Annotated in this window: 21 protein-coding genes; 13 read left to right on the top strand and 8 right to left on the bottom strand. The window is 69.1% G+C overall.

Annotation, left to right across the window (positions count from 1 at the left end; all coding sequences use genetic code 11):
- The first annotated feature begins 37 nt into the window (after positions 1–37).
- Both A5758_RS22045 and A5758_RS22040 read left to right on the top strand, forming a co-directional pair.
- Positions 38–307 (top strand): DUF2277 domain-containing protein, encoded by a 270-nt coding sequence (locus tag A5758_RS22045; RefSeq protein ID WP_067199556.1) that lies wholly within the window; start codon positions 38–40, stop codon positions 305–307.
- The gene (locus tag A5758_RS22040; RefSeq protein WP_067744427.1) at positions 304–864 is read left to right on the top strand and encodes a DUF1802 family protein; all 561 of its coding nucleotides are present in this window, start codon (positions 304–306) and stop codon (positions 862–864) included. Before A5758_RS22045 ends, A5758_RS22040 begins: the two co-directional genes overlap by 4 nt.
- Here the strand turns inward: A5758_RS22040 and A5758_RS22035 are convergent.
- Positions 823–2,541, bottom strand: coding sequence for a CocE/NonD family hydrolase (locus tag A5758_RS22035; protein WP_067744424.1), 1,719 nt, complete (start codon positions 2,539–2,541; stop codon positions 823–825). The genes A5758_RS22040 and A5758_RS22035 overlap by 42 nt on opposite strands.
- 28 nt (positions 2,542–2,569) lie before the next feature.
- Positions 2,570–3,154 (bottom strand): DUF3558 domain-containing protein, encoded by a 585-nt coding sequence (locus A5758_RS22030; RefSeq protein WP_067199544.1) that lies wholly within the window; start codon positions 3,152–3,154, stop codon positions 2,570–2,572.
- Positions 3,155–3,302: 148 nt separating this feature from the next.
- On the opposite strand from A5758_RS22030, the gene A5758_RS22025 reads away from it, so the two are divergent.
- The 4 genes from A5758_RS22025 to A5758_RS22010 all read left to right on the top strand — a co-directional run bounded on the left by A5758_RS22025 (position 3,303) and on the right by A5758_RS22010 (position 7,120).
- Complete coding sequence (locus tag A5758_RS22025; RefSeq protein WP_067744422.1) at positions 3,303–4,280, top strand: metallophosphoesterase; 978 nt, start codon at positions 3,303–3,305, stop codon at positions 4,278–4,280.
- Positions 4,277–4,954 carry a 4'-phosphopantetheinyl transferase gene (locus A5758_RS22020; protein WP_067199535.1) on the top strand — a complete coding sequence of 226 codons (678 nt, stop codon included), beginning with the start codon at positions 4,277–4,279 and terminating at the stop codon, positions 4,952–4,954. Before A5758_RS22025 ends, A5758_RS22020 begins: the two co-directional genes overlap by 4 nt.
- Positions 4,951–5,850: a tRNA pseudouridine(55) synthase TruB gene (gene truB, locus A5758_RS22015; protein ID WP_067744419.1), complete on the top strand. Its 900-nt coding sequence runs from the start codon at positions 4,951–4,953 to the stop codon at positions 5,848–5,850. Before A5758_RS22020 ends, truB begins: the two co-directional genes overlap by 4 nt.
- A 79-nt stretch (positions 5,851–5,929) precedes the next feature.
- Positions 5,930–7,120, top strand: a complete 1,191-nt coding sequence (locus A5758_RS22010; RefSeq protein ID WP_067199516.1) for a lipid-transfer protein — start codon at positions 5,930–5,932, stop codon at positions 7,118–7,120.
- A 7-nt stretch (positions 7,121–7,127) separates the two neighbouring features.
- Here the strand turns inward: A5758_RS22010 and mntR are convergent, their stop codons facing one another.
- A complete protein-coding gene (gene mntR, locus A5758_RS22005; protein WP_067199512.1) occupies positions 7,128–7,820 on the bottom strand; it encodes a manganese-binding transcriptional regulator MntR in 693 nt (230 codons plus the stop codon).
- Positions 7,821–7,921: 101 nt separating this feature from the next.
- On the opposite strand from mntR, the gene A5758_RS22000 reads away from it, so the two are divergent.
- Entirely contained in the window at positions 7,922–8,899 is a 978-nt protein-coding gene (locus tag A5758_RS22000; RefSeq protein ID WP_067199509.1) for a bifunctional riboflavin kinase/FAD synthetase, read from the top strand.
- A 12-nt stretch (positions 8,900–8,911) separates the two neighbouring features.
- Here A5758_RS22000 and A5758_RS21995 read toward each other — a convergent pair whose 3' ends face one another.
- Both A5758_RS21995 and A5758_RS21990 read right to left on the bottom strand, forming a co-directional pair.
- On the bottom strand, positions 8,912–9,397 hold the full coding sequence (locus tag A5758_RS21995; RefSeq protein WP_067744417.1) for an SRPBCC domain-containing protein: 486 nt from the start codon (positions 9,395–9,397) through the stop codon (positions 8,912–8,914).
- A gap of 2 nt (positions 9,398–9,399) precedes the next feature.
- The gene (locus A5758_RS21990; RefSeq protein WP_067744414.1) at positions 9,400–9,741 is read right to left on the bottom strand and encodes a helix-turn-helix transcriptional regulator; all 342 of its coding nucleotides are present in this window, start codon (positions 9,739–9,741) and stop codon (positions 9,400–9,402) included.
- A 173-nt stretch (positions 9,742–9,914) separates the two neighbouring features.
- On the opposite strand from A5758_RS21990, the gene rpsO reads away from it, so the two are divergent.
- From rpsO to A5758_RS21970, 4 genes are all read left to right on the top strand, one after another.
- Positions 9,915–10,184: a 30S ribosomal protein S15 gene (rpsO, locus tag A5758_RS21985; protein ID WP_067199669.1), complete on the top strand. Its 270-nt coding sequence runs from the start codon at positions 9,915–9,917 to the stop codon at positions 10,182–10,184.
- 311 nt (positions 10,185–10,495) lie between these two features.
- Positions 10,496–12,751: a polyribonucleotide nucleotidyltransferase gene (locus A5758_RS21980; protein ID WP_197504013.1), complete on the top strand. Its 2,256-nt coding sequence runs from the start codon at positions 10,496–10,498 to the stop codon at positions 12,749–12,751.
- Positions 12,729–14,111 carry a pitrilysin family protein gene (locus tag A5758_RS21975; protein ID WP_067744729.1) on the top strand — a complete coding sequence of 461 codons (1,383 nt, stop codon included), beginning with the start codon at positions 12,729–12,731 and terminating at the stop codon, positions 14,109–14,111. Before A5758_RS21980 ends, A5758_RS21975 begins: the two co-directional genes overlap by 23 nt.
- 4 nt (positions 14,112–14,115) lie before the next feature.
- Entirely contained in the window at positions 14,116–15,141 is a 1,026-nt protein-coding gene (locus A5758_RS21970) for a nitronate monooxygenase (protein WP_067744408.1), read from the top strand.
- Here the strand turns inward: A5758_RS21970 and ald are convergent.
- Entirely contained in the window at positions 15,138–16,253 is a 1,116-nt protein-coding gene (ald, locus tag A5758_RS21965) for an alanine dehydrogenase (RefSeq protein ID WP_067744400.1), read from the bottom strand. The genes A5758_RS21970 and ald overlap by 4 nt on opposite strands.
- Before the next feature lie 100 nt (positions 16,254–16,353).
- Between ald and A5758_RS21960 the strand changes: the two genes are divergently transcribed.
- Together A5758_RS21960 and A5758_RS21955 are read left to right on the top strand one after the other, a co-directional pair.
- Positions 16,354–16,815 (top strand): SRPBCC family protein, encoded by a 462-nt coding sequence (locus A5758_RS21960; RefSeq protein ID WP_067744397.1) that lies wholly within the window; start codon positions 16,354–16,356, stop codon positions 16,813–16,815.
- Positions 16,816–16,824: 9 nt separating this feature from the next.
- Positions 16,825–18,285: an NAD(P)/FAD-dependent oxidoreductase gene (locus A5758_RS21955; protein ID WP_067744394.1), complete on the top strand. Its 1,461-nt coding sequence runs from the start codon at positions 16,825–16,827 to the stop codon at positions 18,283–18,285.
- Here the strand turns inward: A5758_RS21955 and A5758_RS21950 are convergent.
- Positions 18,272–18,778, bottom strand: a complete 507-nt coding sequence (locus A5758_RS21950; RefSeq protein WP_067199480.1) for a GNAT family N-acetyltransferase — start codon at positions 18,776–18,778, stop codon at positions 18,272–18,274. The two genes, A5758_RS21955 and A5758_RS21950, sit on opposite strands and share 14 nt — an antisense overlap.
- A gap of 2 nt (positions 18,779–18,780) precedes the next feature.
- Positions 18,781–19,356: a TetR/AcrR family transcriptional regulator gene (locus tag A5758_RS21945; protein ID WP_369816478.1), complete on the bottom strand. Its 576-nt coding sequence runs from the start codon at positions 19,354–19,356 to the stop codon at positions 18,781–18,783.
- Positions 19,357–19,395 lie beyond the last annotated feature (39 nt).

The following is a 19,395-nucleotide window of genomic DNA, read 5'->3' as shown; positions in this document are numbered from 1 at the left end:
ACCGTAAAGGGTCGCCGGCCGCGCCTATCGTTGAGGCATGTGCCGGAACATCACCGAGTTGCGCGGGCTGCAACCGTCGGCCACCGCCGAGGAGATCGCGGCGGCGGCCCGCCAGTATGTGCGCAAGGTCAGCGGGATCACCCGACCGTCGGCCTCGAACGCAGACGCCTTCGAGGCGGCGGTTGCCGAGGTCACCGAGACGACGACGCGGTTGTTGGCGGCGCTGCCCCCGCGGCGTCAGCCGCCCAAGTCCGTCCCGCCGTTGCGAAGGCCCGAGGTGGTCGCCCGGCTGGCCGGGGCGCAATGACGCTCACCGCGACCATGCCCGCCCTCAAGGAGTGGAGCGCCGCCGTGCACGCCCTGCTGGACGGTCGCCAGCGGGTGCTGCTGCGCAAGGGCGGCATCGGGGAGAAGCGGTTCGAGCTGGCCGCTTCCGAGTTCCTGCTGTTCCCGACGGTCGCGCACAGCCATGCGGAGCGCGTGCGGCCCGAGCATCGCGACCTGCTCGAGGCGGCCGCCGCCGACAGCACCGAGGACCGCCTGGTGATCCGGGCGGCAGCGAAAGTCGTTGCCGCCGTGGCGGTTAACCAACCCGACCGCCTAGCGGAAATCGAGGACCTGCACATCTGGACCCCCGAGTCGGTCCGCGCCGACCGGCTCGACTTCCGCCCCAAGCACAAGCTCGCCGTGCTGGTGGTGTCGGTGCACCCGCTGGCCGAGCCGGTGGAGATCACCCGGATGCCCGACTACGGCGGCTGCAAAAGCTGGGTGGAGCTGCCCATGCGGGCGCCGCTCGCCCCGCCGGTGCATGACGAGGCATCGCTAGCCGAGGTCGCCGCCCGCGTCCGCCGCGCCGTTGGCTGACAGGTCGAGCGGGCCGACGGGCAGCAACAGCCGGGAGCGTCCGTAGCTCACGGTGTGGGTGGCCGGCTCGGACTGTCGGCCCGTCAGAATCGGCTCGTCGGTGCCCAGGTTGCGCGCGTAGCGGGGAAACCAGCTGCCGGCGATCAGCAGGCGGATGCGGGAGCCGGCGCGGAAGCGGTGGGCGATGCCGTCGAGTTCGACGCGGACGGTCCCCTTCGACGACTTCTTGGCGGTCCGCAACCGCCGGTAGCCGTCGCTGACGTTCTTCGACCGGCCTTTGGCGTCGACCTCGCTCACCCGGACGAAGAGATCGACGTGGGGAGTGTCGGCGCCGTGCGTTAGCTCGACGACCGGGGTCCCGTAGACGCACAGGTCGTGGGTGAGGGTGAGGCTGGTGAAGGCCAGGACGTCGTCGCGCGACGCGAGCCGGCTGTCGTCGCGGTAACCGCCGTTCGGCGACAGCAACGGGCCGCCCGTGGTGGGTGTCGGGTCGGCGGGGTCGTAGCGGAAAGACGCCGGCGCCAGCCGCGCCAGGTCCGTCGGCGCGGTTTCACCGAGGTGGCCGCCGGGCCGCAGATACAGCGCGCGCTCGGTGGTGGCGGGCGGCCAGTCGGCCACGTTGCGCCAACCCTGGCCGGTGACATACGCGTGGACCCGGCCGGGCCGGCGCGGGGCGGGGCCGCCACCGAGGTGGGCGCCCAGCCAGTCCAGCGACTCCCGGGTGCAGGTGCTCAACCCGGTGGTGAGCAGCTGGGTGTGCGTCCAGGGGCCCATCGTCAGCGCGACGTCGACGCCCCGGCCGCGCAGGTGCTCGTACTGCTGCAGCGTCTGCCTGACGAAGATGTCCTGCCAACCGCCGATCAGCAGCAGGGGCACGTCGACTCGGTCCAGCGCGTCGCCGCAGCGCAGGGCGTCCCAGAACGGATCGTTCGGGTCGGTGTGCTCGACCCACGACTCGAACCACGGCGCGCCCGCACCGAGCAGCGCCCGGGCCGTGTCGCCCACCGGCAGCCCGAGGGCCGCCTGTGTCACCCGGCTGCGGTTCTGCAGCTGGCGCAGCGCCGACCGGGCGCGCACCGGGTCCTCCTGGTGGGCGACCATGTCGCTCCAGCCCAGAAAGTCGTTGATCGCGAACGAGCCGGTGCCCCACACCGAGGCGTTGAAATCGTGCGGCCCCACGATGACGACCGCCGCGGCCAGCTCCGGCGGGGGATCGGTCATCAGCGCCCACTGGGTGAACCCGAGGTAGGACAGCCCGATGGTGGCGAACCGGCCGGTGAACCAGGGCTGCTCGCGCAGCCAGGCCACCGTGTCGGCACCGTCGGCGGCCTCGTTGGCCATCGGTTCGAAATCCCCGCCCGACCCGAACGTGCCGCGGACGCTCTGCAGCACGACGTGGTAGCCGCGGGCCGCGTACAGCGCGCCGAACACCAGGGAGAACGGGAAGGAGCGCCCGTAGGGCCCCCTCGCCAGCAGGGTGCCGGCGGGGGAGTCGGTGTTCGGCGTGTAGTGATCGGCCACCAGGTCGACCCCATCACGCATAGGCACCCGGACGCGTTCGACGGTGTACTCGGTGGTCGCCGGCGGCAGGCCAAGCAGCCGGCCCACAGCCTTGCCGCCGAGGTGTCGCAGGGCGTGCAGCGTGGGCTGGGCGGGTCGCGTCGAGGTGATACTCACGGTGCCCAGGTTAAGGCCCGCGTGGGCTTTAGAACTTGTAGTAAGGCGCGAGGTCGTTGGCCCGCTGCAGGTCGGTCGACATGCAGTCGACCTCGGGATTGGAGTAAACGGTCGAGTAGTAGAGAGCCTGCTGCAGCACGCCGTAACTGGTCTTGAACGCGACCATGCAGGAGTAATACCAGTAGCTGTTGTGATACGTCGGCTTGAGCACCCAGTACTGCGCGGCGCGGTGGCCGGCGATGGTGGTCTCGACGGCGTCGGGAGGCAGCGACTCCTCGTAGGTGCGCCAGATGATGGGCTCGACGGCCACCTGGTAGTTGCCCGCGTCGAAGTGGCAGCGCAGGCCGTCTTCGTGCTCGGGCGGTGTGAACGCCAGCCCCAGCCGCTGGATGACGTCGAACGGGATGTCCTCGCACGCGTCGAACGGGCGCGGATCGGTGGTCGCCACGATCGGGCTCTTCATCGTGGTTTCCATCGGCGCCGCCGTCGAGCGTAGCTCGACGCGCCCGCCCCCGGTAGGCCCCGGCGCGGCGCCCTGCCACCCGGCCGTACCGGCGATGGCCGCTGCGACCACGGCACCGATCGCCCCGATCAGACGCACCTTGGCGAACACGACACCCCCTGACGGCTCCCTGGCCCTTGCCGGGAGTGTACAAGTCGCCTCCCGCACGGTCACCGATAAACAAGAACACGTTCCAATGCCGGCGAGCAAGGCGCGGCCCCAACCGGCCCCGGACCGCGGGTCATTAGGCTGGTTAATCGTGGCTGGTCAAAATGCGGGGCAGGAATCGACCAATGGGGGGCAACCCACGCTGTGGGCCGTGTCCGACCTGCACACCGGCCACCTCGGCAACAAGCCGGTCACCGAATCGCTGCACCCGTCCTCGCCGGACGATTGGCTGATCGTCGCGGGTGACGTCGCCGAACGCACCGACGAGATCCGCTGGGCCCTCGACCTGCTGCGCCGGCGCTTCGCCAAGGTGATCTGGGTGCCCGGCAACCACGAGTTGTGGACCACGACGCGGGACCCAGTGCAGGTCTTCGGGCGGGCCCGCTACGAGTACCTGGTCCACATGTGCGACGAGTTGGGCATCGTCACGCCCGAGCATCCCTTCCCGGTGTGGACCGAGCGCGGCGGCCCGGCCACGATCGTGCCGATGTTCCTGCTCTACGACTACAGCTTCTTGCCCGAGGGGGCGGCGAGCAAAGCCGAGGGCCTGACCATCGCGCGGGAGCGCAACGTGGTCGCCACCGACGAATTCCTGCTGTCGCCGGAGCCGTACCCCACCCGGGAAGCGTGGTGCCAGGAGCGGCTCGCCACCACGCGGAGCCGCCTCGAGCAACTCGACTGGATGACGCCGACCGTCCTGGTGAACCATTTCCCGCTGGTCCGCGAGCCCTGCGACGCGCTGTTCTACCCGGAGTTCTCGCTGTGGTGTGGGACCACCAAGACCGCCGACTGGCACACCCGCTACAACGCGGTCTGTTCGGTCTACGGTCACCTGCACATTCCGCGCACCACCTGGTACGACGACGTGCGCTTCGAGGAAGTGTCGGTGGGATATCCGCGGGAGTGGCGGCGCCGCAAGCCGCACAGCTGGCTGCGCCAGGTGCTGCCCGACCCGCAATACGCGCCGGGCTACCTGAACGACTTCGGCGGCCACTTCGAGATCACTCCCGAGATGCGGCAGCAGGCCGCGCAGTTCCGGGAACGGTTGCGGCAGCGGCAATCACGATGACGGACAAGCTGGTTTCCTCGGTACTGCCCGACATGGGCGAGCTCGCCTATTCAGAGCTGTACTCCGACCCGCCCGACCTCGTTCCCCTGCCCGAAGAGGAGCCGCTGATCGCCAAGTCGGTTGCCAAGCGGCGCAACGAGTTCGTCACCGTCCGGCACTGCGCCCGGGTCGCGCTGGGCGAGCTCGGGCTGCCGCCGGTGCCGATCCTCAAGGGCGAGAAGGGCGAACCGTGCTGGCCCGACGGCGTGGTGGGCAGCCTCACCCACTGCACCGGCTATCGCGGCGCGGTCGTGGGCCGCACCGAAGCGGTGCGCTCGGTGGGCATCGACGCCGAGCCGCACGACGTGCTGCCGGACGGCGTGCTGAACGCGATCAGCCTGCCCGAGGAGCGACACGAGATGACGACGTTGCCCGCCGGCCTGCATTGGGACCGAATCCTGTTCTGCGCCAAGGAAGCAACGTATAAGGCCTGGTTCCCGTTGACCAAGCGCTGGCTCGGTTTCGAGGACGCCCACATCGTGTTCGACCTCGACCCGCCGGACGGGGAGACCACCGGGGTGTTCGTGTCCAAGATCCTGATCGACGGGCAGACCCTCGACGGCCCACCGCTGACCGCGCTGAGGGGCCGGTGGTCGGTCGAGCGGGGACTGGTGCTGACCGCCATCGTGCTATGAGTGCGGGGCCTGGTCCGGGATTGGTCGTCGTCGACAAGCCGGCCGGGATGACCAGCCACGACGTGGTGGGACGCTGCCGCCGCATCTTCGCCACCCGCCGGGTGGGGCACGCCGGGACGCTGGATCCGATGGCCACCGGCGTGCTGGTGATCGGCGTCGACCGCGCCACCAAGATCCTCGGCCTGTTGACGGCGGCCGCCAAGTCGTACACCGCCACCATCCGGCTGGGCCAGACCACCTCCACCGAGGACGCCGAAGGGGAAGTGCTGCACAGCGTCTCGGCCGCGCACCTGACGCGCGAGGCGATCGCGGCCGCGGTCGCCTGCCTGCGCGGGGACATCCAGCAGGTGCCGTCGGCGGTCAGCGCGATCAAGGTGGACGGGCGGCGCGCCTATCGGCTGGTTCGCGAGGGGCAGACCGTCGAACTCGAGGCCCGGCCGGTACGCATCGACCGGTTCGAGGTGCTCGATGTTCGGCCCGGATCCGACGTCGACGGCGTCATCGATGTTGATGTGGAGGTCGACTGCTCGTCGGGAACCTACGTTCGCGCGCTGGCCCGCGACGTCGGCGCCGCGCTCGGCGTGGGCGGGCACCTGACGGCGCTGCGGCGCACCCGGGTCGGCCGCTTCACCCTGCAGCAGGCCCGCCAACTCGACGACCTGGCCGAGCGGCCCGGCCTGTCGTTGACCCTGGATGAGGCGTGCCTGCTGATCTTCCCGCGCCGCGACCTGACCGCCGGGGAGGCCGATTCGGCGGCCAACGGGCGAGCGCTCGCGCCTGCCGGCATCGACGGTGTTTACGCCGCCTGCGACGCCGACGGCCGGGTGATCGCACTGCTGCGCGACGAGGGCGCACGCACCAAGTCGGTGGTTGTCATCCGCCCGGCGACGCTGTAGCGGGCTTCGAGGGTCCCCATCGAGGGGCCGGCGGGGTTAAGTTGCACACTGGGGGCCTGGCCGTTGGAAAGGGACAAAGATGTCTAACAAGGTTTACGTCGTCGGCGTCGGCATGACGAAGTTCGAGAAGCCGGGCCGCCGTGAAGGCTGGGACTACCCGGACATGGCGCGCGAGTCCGGGACGAACGCGCTCACCGATGCGGGGATCGACTACCGCGAGGTGCAGCAGGGCTACGTCGGCTACGTCGCCGGCGATTCGACGTCCGGGCAGCGGGCGCTCTACGAGCTGGGCATGACCGGCATCCCGATCGTCAACGTCAACAACAACTGCTCGACCGGCTCGACCGCGCTGTTCCTGGCGGCCCAGGCGATCCGCGGCGGGATCGTCGACTGCGCCATCGCGCTCGGCTTCGAGAAGATGCAACCCGGCCCGCTGAGCGGCGGCTTCCAGGACCGCGAATCGCCGATGGGCAAGCACGTGAAGGCGATGGCCGAGATCGACGAGTTCGCGATGCCCGTCGCGCCCTGGATGTTCGGTGCCGCCGGCCGCGAGCACATGCGCCAATATGGCAGCACCGCAGAGCATTTCGCCAAGATCGGTTACAAGAACCACAAGCACTCCGTCAACAATCCGTTCGCGCAGTTCCAGGAGTCCTACACGCTCGAGGACATCCTGGCGGCGCGGATGATCTCCGACCCCCTGACCAAGTTGCAGTGCTCGCCCACGTCCGACGGCTCCGGCGCGGCGATCCTGGCCTCGGAGGGCTTCGTCGACCGCCACGGGTTGGCCGCCCAGGCCGTGGAGATCGTCGGCCAGGCCATGACGACGGACTTCGCGTCGACGTTCGACGGGAGCGCCAAGAACCTGATCGGCTATGACATGAATGTGCAAGCGGCGCAACAGGTTTACGGCCAGTCCGGGCTCGGCCCGGAGGACTTCCAGGTGATCGAGCTGCATGACTGCTTCTCGGCCAACGAGCTGCTGCTCTACGAGGCGCTCGGCCTGTGTGGCCCGGGCGAGGCGCCGAAGCTGATCGACAACGGCGACACCACCTACGGGGGACGCTGGGTGGTCAACCCGTCGGGCGGCCTGATCTCGAAGGGGCATCCGCTGGGCGCGACCGGGCTGGCGCAGTGCGCCGAGCTGACCTGGCAGCTGCGCGGCACCGCCGACAAGCGTCAGGTCGACAACGTCAGCGCCGCACTGCAACACAACATCGGGCTGGGCGGCGCGGCCGTCGTCACCGCGTACCAGCGCGCGGAGCGCTAGCCCTGAGCTAGCCCACCACCCAGACCGCCCGGGCCGCCGGGCTGCCCAGGTCGACCGTCGTCTCCGCGCCGTCGCCGGCTTCGATCGCCACCGAGATCATGCCGGCGAATTCCCGGCGGGTCAGGACCCGCAGTCGCGAATCGAGGTTGATGCCGACGTCGGCGAAATAGCGCAGCATCTCCGGGTCGGCGTCGGAGATCCGGGCCACCGTTCCGGTGTCTCCGTCGCCGCACGCCCACAGCTGGCGGGCCGGCGGCGTGGGCACCTGCCCGTCGGAGGCCGGGATCGGGTCCCCGTGCGGGTCGCGTTGCGGGAACCCGAGCTTGGCGTCGATGCGGGCCACCAGCCGATCCGACACCGCGTGTTCGAGCACCTCGGCCTCGTCGTGCACCTCGTCCCAGCCGTAGCCGAGCTCGTTGACCAGGAAGGTCTCCAGCAGCCGATGCCGGCGCACCATCGCCAGCGCCGCCCGCCGGCCCGCCTCGGTCAGGGTCACGGCCCCGTATTTCTCGTGATCGACCAGGCCCTGCTCGGCGAGTTTGCGGATCGACTCCGAGGCCGTGCTGGCGGAGACCCCGATCTTCTCGGCCAGCATCTTGGTGCTGACCTTCTCCCGGGACCACTCCTGGGCATTCCAGATGACCTTGAGATAGTCCTGGCCGACCGCGGTGAGACCGCCACGCTCTTCGTCAGCCCTCACACCGAGAAAGTTTAGGCAACCCAAGCCTGATCGTGTGCTCCTCGACACCCTCGCGCCGGCGGATCTCCCGGCGGCCCGCGGCGGGCCGTAGGCTTGCGGTCGTGCAGCGGTGGCGCGGCCAAGACGAGATTCCCACGGACTGGGGCAGATGCGTGCTCACCATCGGGGTGTTCGATGGCGTGCACCGGGGCCACGCGGAGATAATCGCGCATGCCGTCAAGGCCGGGCGCGCCCGCAACGTGCCGACCGTGCTGATGACATTCGATCCGCACCCGATGGAAGTCGTCTACCCGGGCAGCCATCCCGCGCAGCTGACGACGCTGACCCGCCGCGCCGAACTCGTCGAGGAGCTGGGCATCGATGTCTTCCTGGTGATGCCGTTCACCAGCGACTTCATGAAACTCACGCCGGAGCGCTACGTCCATGAGCTGCTGGTGGAACACCTGCACGTGGTCGAGGTCGTGGTGGGGGAGAACTTCACCTTCGGCAAGAAGGCGGCCGGCAACGTCGAGACCCTGCGGCGCGCAGGCGAGCGATTCGGCTTCGCGGTGGAGTCGATGTCACTGCTCAGCGAGCACCTGAGCAACGAGACCGTGACGTATTCGTCCACGTATATCCGGTCCTGCGTGGACGCCGGTGACGTGGTGGCGGCCATGGAGGCGCTGGGCCGTCCGCATCGCGTCGAGGGCGTCGTTGTCCGCGGCGAGGGGCGGGGCATGGAGCTGGGATTCCCGACCGCCAACGTGGCGCCGCCTATGTATTCGGCGATCCCGGCCGACGGCGTGTATGCCGCCTGGTTCACCCTGCTCGGGCACGGACCGGTGACCGGCACCGTCGTCCCGGGCGAGCGCTACCAGGCCGCGGTGTCCGTGGGCACCAACCCGACCTTCTCCGGGCGCACGCGCACCGTCGAGGCCTTCGTCCTGGACACCACCGCCGACCTCTACGGCCAGTACGTGGCGCTGGACTTCGTCGCCCGCATCCGCGGTCAGCGCAGGTTCGACTCGGTGAAGGAGCTGATCGACGCGATGGGCAAGGACACCGACCGGGCGCGCAAGATGCTCTCGGCGCAGGACTGAACGGCCGCAGCTTCAGGAAGCAACCAGGTCGTCGATCTGGTTGATGGCCGACGTGGAGCCCTCGACGACGCCCATATCCAGCACTCGCTGAAGATCGTCGGCGGATCCGAAGGTGCACACGTAGATCGCGCGCGTGCCGCCGCCGTGCTCGGTGAAGGTGTAGGTGTTCTCCGCGACCGGCAGGTCGGGGTTCGGGTTGAAGTCCAGGTCGGCGAACCCGTCGAGAAACGAGAAGCTGTTCGGCTCGTCGACGGCGGTGATCTCCCAGTAGCCGGCGTACTTCTCGCCGTCCGGACCGGTCATGAAGTAGGTCGTGCGACTTCCCGGCGTGAGGCTGTGGTTCACCACGGTCGCCGGGTGCGACGGCGGTCCCCACACCTTCTCCAGTTGACGCGGATCGGCGTAGATCTGCCAGATGCGCTGCACCGGGGCGGCGAAGTCGGCGGTGATGGTCAGCGTCAGGGCGTCCGGGTCATGCTTGACGTCGGTGACGGGCATGGTCAGTCCTCCTTGGTTGGGTCGGTCGAGATGAGTTCGTCGATGCGGGCGATGCGGCCCCGCCAAACCTGCTCCAGCTCGGTGAGCATGCCGGCGACCGACCGCACCGCCGCCACGTCACCGCTGGCCAACTGCTCGCGACCGTTTCGGCGTTTTTTGATCAGGCCGGCCTTCTCCAGCACGACCACGTGCTTCTGCACGGCCGCAAAGCTCATGTCGTATTTCAGGGCGAGCGAGGAAACCGAGTGTTCCCCGGCCAGCGTCCGGCGCATGATGTCGCGCCGGGTCCGGTCGGCGAGCGCGTGAAAGAGGGCGTCCACCCGATCCTCTACGTCTACGGTCACCCGATTAACCTACAACCAAATGGTTGTAGGTTGTCAAGTGGTGGGAGCTGGCCTGCGATTTCAGTGGACATCGGAGCCGCTGATAGACTCGCCCCCCGGATATGGCGTGTGCTGCAGTCCGCGGTGGCCACGTACGAATTTTTTTCGCGGCACCGATTGATGGAGATGTTTTCGTGGCGCTGACAGCCGAGCAAAAAAAGGAAATCCTGGGCACCTACGGCCTGCACGACTCCGACACGGGTTCCCCGGAGGCGCAAGTCGCGCTGCTGACCAAGCGGATCGCCGACCTGACCGAGCACCTGAAGGTCCACAAGCACGATCACCACTCCCGGCGGGGCCTGCTCCTGCTGGTCGGCCGGCGTCGCAGGCTGCTCAAGTACGTCGCCCAGATCGACGTGGAGCGGTACCGCTCGCTGGTCGAGCGCCTGGGTCTGCGCCGCTGACCCGGGCCTGCTTTCGGGCCAAGTCCGCCCGTGTAGAGTGGGAGCGTTCTGGGCCGGGTTCGGCCCGAGCGAACGGTGCGGCCACGCAGATCCGCGTGCGCCGTTCCAGCGTGTCATGACGGGAGCAGCCCAGTCTGTATCGGGCGGTCTTCGGTAGTGGCTGCCGGGCTCTCCGGATCTGGGGCAGGTCGGCCGCTTCGATCGATGGCCGTAGCCGCATTCAGACTTTTTCCTCTCGTAGGAAGCTCTCGGGTTACTTGCGCGTGACGACGCGAAAAAGCTAAATACCCAGAGAGGCCGTACGGACACCTATGTCTGTAGCTGAAATTGAAGAAGGCGTGTTCGAGTCGACCGCCGTTATCGACAACGGGAGCTTCGGCACCCGCACAATCCGTTTTGAGACCGGCCGGCTGGCCCAGCAGGCCGCCGGCGCCGTCGTCGCCTACCTCGACGACGAGAACATGCTGTTGTCGGCGACCACCGCCAGCAAGAACCCGAAGGAGCACTTCGACTTCTTCCCGCTGACCATCGACGTCGAGGAGCGGATGTATGCCGCCGGGCGGATCCCCGGCTCGTTCTTCCGTCGCGAGGGCCGGCCCTCCACCGACGCGATCCTGACCTGTCGCCTCATCGACCGGCCGCTTCGCCCGTCGTTCGTCGCCGGACTGCGCAACGAGATCCAGGTCGTCGTGACGATCATGAGCCTGGACCCCAACGACCTGTACGACGTGGTGGCGATCAACGCCGCCTCGGCCTCCACCCAGATCTCCGGCCTGCCGTTCTCCGGCCCGGTCGGCGGCGTGCGCGTGGCCCTGATCGACGGCACCTGGGTCGCCTTCCCGACCGTCGAGCAGCTCGAGCGGGCCGTGTTCGACATGGTGGTGGCCGGCCGCAAGGTCGATGGGGATGTCGCCATCATGATGGTCGAGGCCGAGGCCACCGATAACGTCATCGAACTCGTCGAGGGCGGCGCCCAGGCGCCGACGGAAGCCGTGGTGGCCGAAGGCCTGGAGGCGGCGAAGCCGTTCATCGCCGTGCTGTGCACCGCGCAGGAGGAGCTGGCCGGCGCGGCCGCCAAGCCGACCGGCGAGTACCCCGTCTTCCCCGAGTACGGCGAGGACGTCTACTACTCGGTTGCCTCGGTGGCCACCGACGAGCTGGCCAAGGCGCTGACCATCGGCGGCAAGGCCGAGCGCGACCAGCGCACCGACGAGCTGAAGGCCGAGGTGCTGCAGCGGCTCGCCGAGACCTACGAGGGCCGGGAGAAGGAGGTCGGCGCCGCGTTCCGTTCGCTGACCAAGAAGCTGGTCCGGCAGCGCATCCTGACCGACCACTTCCGCATCGACGGCCGGGGCATCACCGACATCCGCGCGCTGTCGGCCGAGGTCGCCGTGGTGCCGCGGGCACACGGCAGCGCGCTGTTCGAGCGCGGCGAAACCCAGATCCTGGGTGTGACCACGCTGGACATGGTCAAGATGGCCCAGCAGATCGACTCGCTGGGGCCGGAAACCTCCAAGCGCTACATGCACCACTACAACTTCCCGCCCTTCTCCACCGGCGAGACCGGCCGCGTGGGTTCGCCCAAGCGGCGCGAGATCGGGCACGGCGCGCTCGCCGAGCGGGCCCTGATCCCGGTGCTGCCCAGCGTCGAGGAGTTCCCGTACGCCATCCGCCAGGTGTCCGAAGCGCTGGGCTCCAACGGCTCGACGTCGATGGGATCCGTCTGCGCGTCCACGCTGGCGCTGCTCAACGCGGGTGTGCCGCTCAAGGCGCCGGTCGCCGGCATCGCGATGGGGCTGGTCTCCGACGACGTCGAGATCGACGGCAAGAACGAGCGTCGCTTCGTCACGCTGACCGACATCCTCGGTGCCGAGGACGCGTTCGGCGACATGGACTTCAAGTGCGCGGGCACCAAGGACTACGTCACCGCCCTGCAGCTGGACACCAAGCTGGACGGGATCCCCTCCCAGGTGCTCGCGGGCGCGCTGTCCCAGGCCAAGGATGCACGCCTGACCATCCTCGAGGTCATGGCCGAGGCCATCGACGCGCCCGACGAGATGAGCCCCTACGCGCCGCGGGTGACCACCATCAAGGTCCCGGTGGACAAGATCGGCGAGGTCATCGGGCCCAAGGGCAAGGTCATCAACGCCATCACCGAGGAGACCGGGGCGCAGATCTCCATCGAGGACGACGGCACGGTGTTCGTCGGCGCCACCGACGGGCCCTCGGCGCAGGCCGCGATCGACCGGATCAACGCCATCGCCAACCCGCAGCTGCCGACCGTGGGCGAGCGGTTCCTCGGAACCGTGGTCAAGACAACCGATTTCGGCGCGTTCGTGTCGCTGCTGCCGGGACGCGACGGCCTGGTCCACATCTCCAAGCTGGGCCGCGGCAAGCGCATCGCGAAGGTCGAGGACGTCGTGAACGTCGGAGACAAACTGCGGGTCGAGATCGCCGACATCGACAAGCGCGGCAAGATCTCCCTCGTCTTGGTCGAGGAGGACAGCGCTGCCCCAGCCGATGCTCCGGCGGCCGCCCCTGCCGATGCCGCGACCGCCAGCAACTGACCTACCCCGGCCGCGTCCGACTCGTGCGGGCGCCCTGCGCCGGGGTAAGCAGATCGCCGAGGCGGAACCGGACCGCCAATCCGCACTGCGCCGCAGCACGCTTCCGGGCGGTCTGCGGGTAGTCACCGAGTACCTGCCGTCGGTGCGTTCGGCGTCCGTCGGGGTCTGGGTCGGCGTCGGATCGCGCGACGAGGGCGCCACCGTGGCGGGGGCGGCGCACTTCCTCGAGCATCTGCTGTTCAAGTCGACCCCCACCCGGAGCGCCGTGGACATCGCGCAGGCGATGGACGCGGTCGGCGGGGAGCTGAACGCGTTCACCGCCAAGGAGCACACCTGCTACTACGCGCACGTGCTGGACAGCGACCTGGAGCTGGCCGTCGACCTGGTGGCCGATGTGGTGCTCAACGGCCGTTGCGCGACGGAAGACGTCGAGCTGGAACGCGACGTGGTGCTCGAAGAGATCGCGATGCGCGACGACGATCCCGAGGACGCGCTGGGGGACATGTTCCTGGGGGCGATGTTCGGTGACCACCCGGTTGGCCGGCCGGTGATCGGCACCGCGCAGTCGGTGTCGTCGATGACCCGGACCCAGCTGCACTCCTTCCATGTCCGGCGCTACACGCCGGAACGCATGGTGGTCGCCGTGGCCGGCAATGTCGACCACGATGAGGTGGTGGCGCTGGTGCGTGAGCACTTCGGGCCGCACCTGGTGCGCGGGCGCCGGCCCGTCGCCCCGCGCAAGGGCGCCGGACGGGTGACCGGCCGACCCGGCTTGATGCTGGGCAATCGGGACGCCGAGCAGACCCACGTCGCGCTGGGCGTGCGCACCCCGGGGCGTGGCTGGCCCCATCGCTGGGCGCTGTCGGTGCTGCACACCGCGCTGGGCGGGGGGCTGAGTTCCCGCCTGTTCCAAGAGGTTCGCGAGTTGCGCGGGTTGGCCTACTCGGTGTACTCGACGGTGGACATCTTTGCCGACAGCGGCGCGCTGTCCGTCTATGCCGCCTGCCAGCCCGAGCGGTTCGCCGAGGTGATGCAGGTGACCAACGAGGTCCTCGAGTCGGTGGCCCGCGACGGCATCACCGAGGCCGAGTGCCGCATCGCCAAGGGGTCGTTGCGCGGCGGCCTCGTCCTCGGCCTGGAGGATTCCAGCTCCCGGATGAGCCGGCTGGGTCGCAACGAGCTGAACTATGGCCACCACCGCAGCATCGAGCACACCTTGCGGAAGATCGACCAAGTGAGCGTCGAGGAGGTCAACGCGGTTGCCCACCGGCTGCTGAGCCAGCCCTACGGGGCCGCCGTCCTGGGTCCGTATGCCTCCAAACGGTCACTGCCCCAACAACTTCGGGCGATGGTAAATTAGCCCCGTGGTACTGGGCTTTTGGGACATCATGGTGCCCATCGTGGGTGCGCCGATGGCCGGCGGACCGGGCACGCCCGAGCTGGCCGCGGCGGTGTCCAACGCGGGTGGACTCGGCTTCGTCCCGGGCGGCCACCGGAGCGCGGAGCGCTTCGCCGAGGACATCGCCGCCGCGCGCAAGGCCACCACCGGGCCGCTGGGCGTCAACCTGTTCGTTCCGCAACCCAGCGTCGCCGACTGGATGGCGCTGGACTACTACGCCGAAGAGCTCGAGGAGATCGCGGACTACTACCAGGTCGAGGTCGGCCACCCGCACTACGGTGACGACGACGACTGGGAGCGCAAGCTCGAGGTGGTCGCCGACGTGCGGCCCGAGCTGGTGTCGTTCACCTTCGGTGTCCCGCCGCCCGACGTCATCCGGCGGCTGGGGGCGCTGGGCCTGCTGGTGATGGTCACCGTGACGTCGGCGTATGAGGCCGGGGTGGCCGTCGCCGCCGGCGCGGACAGCCTCATCGTCCAGGGGCCGGACGCGGGCGGGCACCGGGGCACGTTCGCGCCCGACATGGAGCCCGGCAACGAATCGCTGCACCACCTGATCGATCGCATCCGTCACGCGCATGAGGTGCCCGTCGTCGCGGCGGGCGGGCTGGGCACCGCCCGGGATGTCGCCGCCGTGCTGCACCGCGGCGCGGTGGCCGCCCAGATCGGCACCGCGCTGCTGCTCAGCGACGAAGCGGGCACCAGCACCGCGCACCGCACCGCCCTGAAGAATCCGGTCTTCGGCACCACCGTTGTCACCCGCGCCTTCTCGGGCCGGTATGCGCGCGGCCTGGAGAACAACTTCACCCGCCTGCTCGACAACGTCGCGCCGCTCGGCTACCCGGAGGTCAACCAGATGACCTCCCCGATCCGCGAGGCGGCGGCCGCGATGGAGGACCCGAACGGGATACCGCTGTGGGCCGGAACGTCGTTCAAGGAGGCCCAGCCGGGGCCGGCGGCCGATATCATCGCCAGCCTGGTGGAAGCCGACTAGGCCAGGACGCTCGCCGGATCGGTGAACGGCAGCCCCAAGTCGGTGGCCACCCGTTCGGACAGCAGCCCGCCGTCGTGCGTCGAAAGTCCCTTCGCCAGAGCGGGATCCGACCGGCACGCCGCCTGCCAGCCACGGTTGGCCAGTTCCAGCACGTAAGGCATCGTCGCGTTGGTCAGCGCCACGGTCGACGTCTTGGGCACCGCGCTGGGCATGTTCGACACGCAGTAGAACTGCGTGTCGTGCACGGCGAACGTCGGGTCATCGTGCGTGGTCGGCCGGGAATCCGCGAAGCAGCCGCCCTGGTCGATGGAGATGTCCACCAGCACCGCACCCGGCTTCATCTGCGCGACAAGCGAATTCGAAATCAGTTCCGGCGCCTTGGCGCCCGGCAGCAGGACCGCCCCGATCAGCAGGTCGGCCCGCGTGACCGTGCCCTCCAGCTCGTACGCCGACGAGTAACGCGTGCGGACCTGTCCGCCGAACTCCGCGTCCAGCAGCCGGAGCTTGCTGATGTTGAGGTCGAGCACCGTCACGCTCGCGCCCATGCCGTTGGCGACCCGGGCGGCGTTGTAACCGGCCGTGCCGGCGCCGATCACCACGACGTCGGCGGGTTTGACGCCCGGGACCCCGCCCATCAGCACACCGCGCCCGCCGTGGGACCGCATCAGATGGTAGGAGCCGACCTGCGCCGAGAGCCGACCGGCGACCTCGCTCATCGGGGCCAACAACGGAAGGCTGCCGTCGGCGGCCTGCACGGTCTCATAGGCGATTGACGTTGTGCGGGAAGCCAATAACGCATCGGTGCAGGAGCGGGAGGCGGCCAAGTGCAGATAGGTGAACAGCACCTGATGCTGCCGCAACAGGCCGTATTCGGCCGGAATCGGTTCCTTCACCTTGAGCAGCAGGGCGGCGTCGGCCCACACCTGTTCGGCCGAGTCGGCCAGTTGGGCCCCCGCCGCCTTGAACTCCTCGTCGGGAATCGACGACCCCTCACCGGCGCCGGCCTGGACGAGCACCTCGTGGCCGCGACGGGTCAGTTCGGCGACGCCCGCGGGGGTGATGGCCACCCTGAACTCGTTGGCCTTGGTCTCGGTCGGTACGCCGACTCGCATGGTTGCCCCTTGCTTTGGGAGGTTCGCCCTTCAGTGTGGAGAAAGTTCGGATGGGCCGCAATCGAGGTGAAACCGCGGGAGCGCTGGCTATGATCGGCCCATGACTGACCCCTGCGTGTCGGACACCGTGCAGGTCGATGCCCGCCCGGACGTGGTGTACCGGCTGATCACCGACCTGCCCACGCTGGCCTCGTTCGCAGAGGAGGCGGTGGCGATGGAGTGGCGCAAGGGCGATTCGGCGCGCCCCGGGGCGGTGTTCACGGGTCACAACGAAAGCAGCAAACGGCGCTGGAGCACCAAGTGCACGGTCACCGACGCGGAACCGGGCCGCCTCTTCGCGTTCGATGTGCGGCACTCGGTGCTTCCGATCGCGCGCTGGCAATACGACATCGTCGCGGCCGATGGTGGTTGCCGGGTCACCGAAAGCACCTGGGATCGCAGGCCCGGCTGGTTTCGCAAGATCGCCGGCAAGGCCACCGGTGTCCCAGATCGCGTGGCCGCCAACACCGAACACATCCGGCTCACCTTGCGGCGCCTCAAGCAGCGCGCCGAGTCCGAGTAGCCGGCAACCATGCGACGCGATCCCGCCGTAGCCGTCGTCGGAGCCGGCATGTCGGGCATGTGCATCGCAATCGCGTTGCTGCGCAGTGGGATAACCGACGTGACTCTCTACGAGAAGGCCGGCGAGGTCGGCGGGACCTGGCGCGAGAACACCTACCCCGGTCTGGTCTGTGACATCCCTTCGCGGGTCTACCAGTACACGTTCGCCCGAAACCCCAACTGGTCGCACCTGTTCTCGCCCGGCCGCGAAATCCAGGCGTATTTCCGCGACGTCGCGGACCGCTTCGGGTTGCGCGACCGCATCCGGTTCGGCACCGAGATCTCCGATGCGCGCTTCGAGGGCGGCCGCTGGCGGCTGCGCACGGATGCCGGGGAGGAATCGAGCGTCGACTTCCTGATCTGCGCGACCGGCGTGCTCCATCACCCCCGCCTACCGTCGATTCCCGGCCTGCAGGACTTCGGCGGGCGGGCTTTTCATTCGGCGCGGTGGGATCATTCCGTCGAGTTGCGCGGTCGCCGGATCGCGATCATCGGCAACGGGTCGACGGGCGTGCAGCTCGTCTGCGGCCTGACCGGCGTCGCGGGCCGGGTCATGCTGTTCCAGCGAACCGCGCAGTGGGTGCTTCGGCTGCCCAACCCCCGGTACAGCAGGTTCACCAACATCACCCACAACAGGTTCGGCTGGCTCGACCGGATGGCTTACCGCTGCTACAGCTTCGGCTTCGACCTGTTCGCCGCCGGCCTCACCAAGCCGGGCCTGCGCCGAAAGATCATGGGGGCGCTGTGCCGCGCCAGCCTGCGCGAGGTCCGCGACCCCGAGCTGCGCCGCGCCCTGACCCCCGACTACACGCCGATGTGCAAACGGCTGGTGATGTCCAATGGCTTCTACCGCGCCATCCAGCGCGACGACGTCGAACTGGTCACCGCCGCTATCGACCACGTGGAACCGCGCGGCATCGTGACCGGCGACGGCGTCCTGCACGAGGCAGACATCATCGTGCTCGCCACCGGATTCGACACCCACGCGTTCTTCCGGCCGATGCGGCTGATCGGCCGCGACGGTATCGCCGCCGACGACGTGTGGCGTGACGGCCCGCGGGCCTACCAGACCGTGGCGCTGCCGGGCTTCCCCAACTTCTTCATGATGCTGGGTCCGCACAGCCCGGTCGGCAACCTCGCGCTCACCACCGTCGCCGAATCGCAGGCCGAACACATACTGCGGTGGATTCAGCGTTGGCGGCGTGGTGAATTCGACACGGTGGAGCCGACCTGGCCGGCGACCGAGAACTTCAACGCCAAGCTGCGCGCCGCGATGCCGAACACGGTGTGGACCACCGGTTGCCAGAGTTGGTACCTGAACAAGGACGGGGTGCCCGAGGTGTGGCCCTTCACGCCGGGCGAGCATCGCGCCATGCTGGCGAACACCGATCTCGGACAGTACGACTTGCGCCGACACGTCACCGCCGGCTGAGCCGGAAGCCCAGATGGGCGACCTTGATGCCGCCCACGGGCTCCCAGTCCAGGGTGCGTCCGTCGGCGCGAAAGTCGTTCTTCTCGTAGAAGGTTCGCGCTTGGATGTTGCGTTCCGCGCACCACAGGACGACGTCAACCGACGGGCTTTCGGCCAGAGCGGTGGCGAGCAGGCGCTCGCCGACACCGCGCCGTTGGCATTCCGCCGCGATGTACAGCGAGTCGAGTTCGACCTGCTCGGGATTCGCCGGGTCCGGTCCGAAGATGGCCATTCCGATTGTCCGGGAACCTGATTCGGCGACCCACATGCTCCAGTCGCGGCGCTGCAGGATTCGCGGGTACGCCAGCACCGCCCAGCGCCGCGGCGATCCGAGGACGTCGAGGGTGGCGTCCGGCAGGATGCCGGTCCAGGACTGCCGCCAGACCGGATAGTGCATCTCGGCGACGTTCGCGAGATCGGCAGGTCCGGCTTGGCGGATCGTGATGCCGCCCATCGTCACGGGCGGGGTTGCTCCAGATAGGCGGCCAGCGCGTTGGTCAGGCCCCGCCGCGCCATGTCCAGGTCGGCGTACGAGCCGAGCTGGCGCTCGGACACCAGCCCGCGCATCGCGCCGGGGATCAGGGCGGCCACCTCGCGCACCCGGTCCGGGTCGACGTCGAGACCGGCGAAGGCGTTCTGGCAGGTCTCCAGCCAGCTCTTGCCCCACGAGAACAGCTCGGCGGCGGTGCGCGGGAACAGCCGCTCGAGCTCGTCGGGGTCGCGGGGGAGCGCCGCACGGAGGTTCTCGATCGCGCGCGAATCCGGCGACGCCAACCCGGTGTAGAGGGTGTCGATGATGGCGCCGACCCGCTCGCGCAGGGGCGCGTCCGGTGAGATCGGCGTTGAGAGGGTCGAGAAGGTTGCGGCGCGCCGTTCGGCGGTGCGGTGCAGCACCGCCGCCCAGAACCCGTCGGTGTCGCCGAACTGGTACTGCACGGCGCCCCAGGTCGCGCCGATCTCCTTGGCGATGCGATTGGCCGACACCGAGCCGGGGTCGCCGGAGGCCAACGACTTGAGCGCGGCTTCGAGCATGGTCTCGCGCGTGGCGTTGCCACGCCGGTTGGGGCGCCG

Origin of the sequence: Mycobacterium sp. 852014-50255_SCH5639931 (genome assembly GCF_001665605.1) — a bacterium.
GTDB lineage: Bacteria > Actinomycetota > Actinomycetes > Mycobacteriales > Mycobacteriaceae > Mycobacterium > Mycobacterium paraffinicum.
Note: the sequence above shows the minus strand (reverse complement) of the source record. Positions and strands in the feature narration are given on the sequence as shown.

Coding starts and splice junctions, on each gene's coding strand:
- A5758_RS22045 (WP_067199556.1), top strand. CDS start 38: ATGTGCCGGAACATCACCGAGTTGCGCGGGCTGCAACCGTCGGCCACC.
- A5758_RS22040 (WP_067744427.1), top strand. CDS start 304: ATGACGCTCACCGCGACCATGCCCGCCCTCAAGGAGTGGAGCGCCGCC.
- A5758_RS22020 (WP_067199535.1), top strand. CDS start 4,277: ATGACGGACAAGCTGGTTTCCTCGGTACTGCCCGACATGGGCGAGCTC.
- truB (WP_067744419.1), top strand. CDS start 4,951: ATGAGTGCGGGGCCTGGTCCGGGATTGGTCGTCGTCGACAAGCCGGCC.
- A5758_RS22010 (WP_067199516.1), top strand. CDS start 5,930: ATGTCTAACAAGGTTTACGTCGTCGGCGTCGGCATGACGAAGTTCGAG.
- A5758_RS21995 (WP_067744417.1), bottom strand. CDS start 9,397: ATGCCCGTCACCGACGTCAAGCATGACCCGGACGCCCTGACGCTGACC.
- A5758_RS21980 (WP_197504013.1), top strand. CDS start 10,496: ATGTCTGTAGCTGAAATTGAAGAAGGCGTGTTCGAGTCGACCGCCGTT.
- A5758_RS21975 (WP_067744729.1), top strand. CDS start 12,729: ATGCCGCGACCGCCAGCAACTGACCTACCCCGGCCGCGTCCGACTCGT.
- ald (WP_067744400.1), bottom strand. CDS start 16,253: ATGCGAGTCGGCGTACCGACCGAGACCAAGGCCAACGAGTTCAGGGTG.
- A5758_RS21960 (WP_067744397.1), top strand. CDS start 16,354: ATGACTGACCCCTGCGTGTCGGACACCGTGCAGGTCGATGCCCGCCCG.
- A5758_RS21955 (WP_067744394.1), top strand. CDS start 16,825: ATGCGACGCGATCCCGCCGTAGCCGTCGTCGGAGCCGGCATGTCGGGC.
- A5758_RS21950 (WP_067199480.1), bottom strand. CDS start 18,778: ATGGGCGGCATCACGATCCGCCAAGCCGGACCTGCCGATCTCGCGAAC.
- A5758_RS21945 (WP_369816478.1), bottom strand. CDS start 19,356: ATGCTCGAAGCCGCGCTCAAGTCGTTGGCCTCCGGCGACCCCGGCTCG.